Consider the following 2,861-nt stretch of genomic DNA (forward strand, 5'->3'; position numbering starts at 1 on the left):
CGGGGCCCGCGCACTCGACAGCAACGAGGGCGAGGAACGGTGCGCTTCGGAGGTCCCGGCGCATGCCCCTGGCCGCCCTCTCTCCCCGACCCTCTCCCCCGCAAGCGGGGGAAAGGGAGAATTCGGTCGCGCTTCGGCTGGCCTAGCGCACTCGACTGCGCGTTGCAGTCCGCGAAGGCGGACTTTGGGCCGTTGTTGCCGCGACTTCAGTCGCCCCAGCAGGGCCGGGCACTCGCCGCGTACTCCTCGCCGCACCGCAAGCCTGCAGCGTACCCCCTCTCCCACGCTGTTTGTGGGAGAGGGTCGCACGCGTGTCAGCGCGGCGGGGTGAGGGCCCCACGGCAGCCGAGGCCTCGGCTACGGTGACCGCTGCCGCGCCCGGGCTGGTTTCCCTTCCGCGGCTAGATCCTTCGGCCCGCGTTGTCTGTGCTACGGGCTGATCGGGTGCGCCTGGGCCTTCAGGATGACAGGCTGCGGTGGGATGCGGATAGGGGCGCGGAGGAAACAACCACGTGACGCGCCGGGTATGCCGATTGCCCTCTGTTTACGGGGCAGACGTCCGACTCACGTGGTACCCCGCGGAAGTATGCGCAACACTTTTTTTCTCCTTCGCCGCGCCGGCGTGCTGGCGCTCGCGGCGGCGGGCGTGGCGGCCGCCTCGGCACCGCCGGCTGACGCGCAGCAGCGTCCGCGCCGCCGGGCAGAGGTGCCCGCCGCGCCCACGCGGCGTCCGCCCGTCACGCGCCCCGCGGACGCGGCGCCGCAGGCGCAGAACCCGCTCGCCCGCGTGCGGTCCCGCTCGCTGGCGCGGGGCGGATACGCCGTCGTGGTGGACCTGGACGCCAACCGCCTGTACTTCGCCCGCGGGCGGCGGGTGCTCTGGTCCGCGCCCGTGGGCACTGGCACCGGGCTGCGGCTGGAGCACGACCGCGGCGAGTGGGACTTCGCGACGCCCAACGGCACCTTTCACGTCACCCACAAGCAGGTGGAGCCGGACTGGATCGCTCCAGACTGGTACTTCATCGAGAACGGGCTGCGCGTTCCACCGCCCAACTCCGACGCGCGCCGCTTTCCGCGCGGGCTGGGCTCGGCCGGCGTGTTCATCGGCCAAGGGCTGGCCATCCACGGCACCGACAAGCCCGAGCTGCTGGGCCAGCGCGTGTCGCACGGCTGCATCCGCCTGAGCAACGCCGACGCGCTGCGCCTGTTCCACAACGTACAGGTGGGCACCGAGATCATCATGGTGGGCGGGCGCAACGCCGCGCCGGACGCGCCGCCCCGGCAGACCGCCTCCACGTCCACGCGCCGCACGGGGGCGAACGGGGAGCGGATTCCGCCTCCGCGCGACCCGTTCACCGTGGAGTTGGAGGAGCAGGAGACGTACGACCTGCTGGACCGCCTGGACGACGAGCTGTTCGCCGCCGTGGCCGCACGCGGCGCGCAGACGCGCTGGCCCCAGGTCGCAAGCGTGCTCCTGCTGCGCGGCGTCAAGGACGGCGACGACGAGGCGCTCGCCGGGCTGTTCGAGCGCTATCCCGACCTGGGCACCGGCGCACTGCGGGAAGAATACGCCACCTTCGTCACCGACGCGTTCGCGCAGGGCGCGCTGCGCACCCTGGCGGTGATGGCCAACCTGGACCGCCCCACGCGAGAATCGGTGGCGCGCGCCATCGTGGACGGGAGCCTCGCCCTCTTTCCCGGCGACGTGAACACCGCCGCCGCGCCGTGGCCCACACGGCGCGCCCCGCGCGAGGTGCTGCGCCGTGCCTCGCAGCGGTCGTGGGACGCGCTGGCCTCGGCGGAGCAGGCGTATCGCGAGCGCAACGGACTGGCCGTGCGCTGACGGCGCGGATGGCGGATGACGGGCGCTCCGGGGTGTCGCATCCCGGGGCGCTCGTTCGTTTGTATCCCCGGCCCCCGGAACGTGACCCCTGGAGATTGACGTATGGAAAGAATCCTGTCCGCGCTGCCGTTCATCCTCCTGGCTGCCTGCACGTCGCCGTTCGGCTCGAGCGGGCCCGAGCTGAAGGTGCGCACCGAGCAGGAGGAGTACGTCGCGAATCCCATCGGCTTCGTCAGTCCGGTCGGGTTCAGCGTGAAGAACGAGGGCGACGAGTCCATCTACCTTCCGCACTGCGGCGAGGTGATCGTGGCCGTCGACCGGCGCGAAGGGGGCGATTGGCGGCAGGCGTACGGCGGCGGCAGCCTCTGTCTGGCCATCAACACGAGCGGCCCCCTGGAGGTGCAGCCCGGTGACTCCGTTCGCTCGGTGGTGAGCGTGGGCGAGCCCGGCCGCTACCGCATCCGCGTCCGCGCGACCGACGGCCCGGACTCCAGCCGGTTCCACGAGACGGTGTCCAACACGTTCACCGTGGAATACTCCCCGATGGATTGATCGCCCGGAGCAGTCCTTCGCTGCTTCCGCACTGGTACGCGGCATGCCACCGCCTCCACTCCTAAATCCCTGGAGTGGAGGCGTTTGCGATGCGATCGAATCGGCTGGGGCGGGTGATGGCGGCGCTGGGGACGGCGCTGACGGGGGCCTGCGCCAACTCGGGCGGAGGGCAGGTCGCTGGGGATGCGTCCCCTCGGCCGGGCGAGGTGGACGCGGAGGTGCAGATCGTGCGCGCGGCAGCCATCCCCATCACCGGCGCGGAAACGGACTACGATTCGCTGATCGCGCACGTGGGCGACGCGCGGTTCGTGCTGCTGGGCGAGGCCACGCACGGCACGCACGAGTTCTACCGCGAGCGCGCGCGGATCACCCGGCGATTGATCGAAGAGAAGGGGTTCACCGTGGTCGCGGTCGAAGCCGACTGGCAGGACGCCTACGATGCGAACGAGTTCATCCACGGGAACGG

At 71.5% G+C, this 2,861-nt stretch carries 3 protein-coding genes; all 3 read left to right on the forward strand.

What is annotated here, in order from left to right:
- Positions 1-586: 586 nt before the first annotated feature.
- Positions 587-1,843, forward strand: a complete 1,257-nt coding sequence (locus VIB55_RS09795) for a L,D-transpeptidase (protein WP_331876468.1) — start codon at positions 587-589, stop codon at positions 1,841-1,843.
- 102 nt (positions 1,844-1,945) lie between these two features.
- Positions 1,946-2,395: a hypothetical protein gene (locus VIB55_RS09800; RefSeq protein WP_331876469.1), complete on the forward strand. Its 450-nt coding sequence runs from the start codon at positions 1,946-1,948 to the stop codon at positions 2,393-2,395.
- Between the two features lie 89 nt (positions 2,396-2,484).
- On the forward strand, positions 2,485-2,861 hold a 377-nt coding region (locus VIB55_RS09805), incomplete at its 3' end, for an erythromycin esterase family protein (protein ID WP_331876470.1).

It is taken from the genome of Longimicrobium sp. (assembly GCF_036554565.1).
Classification (GTDB): Bacteria; Gemmatimonadota; Gemmatimonadetes; order Longimicrobiales; family Longimicrobiaceae; genus Longimicrobium.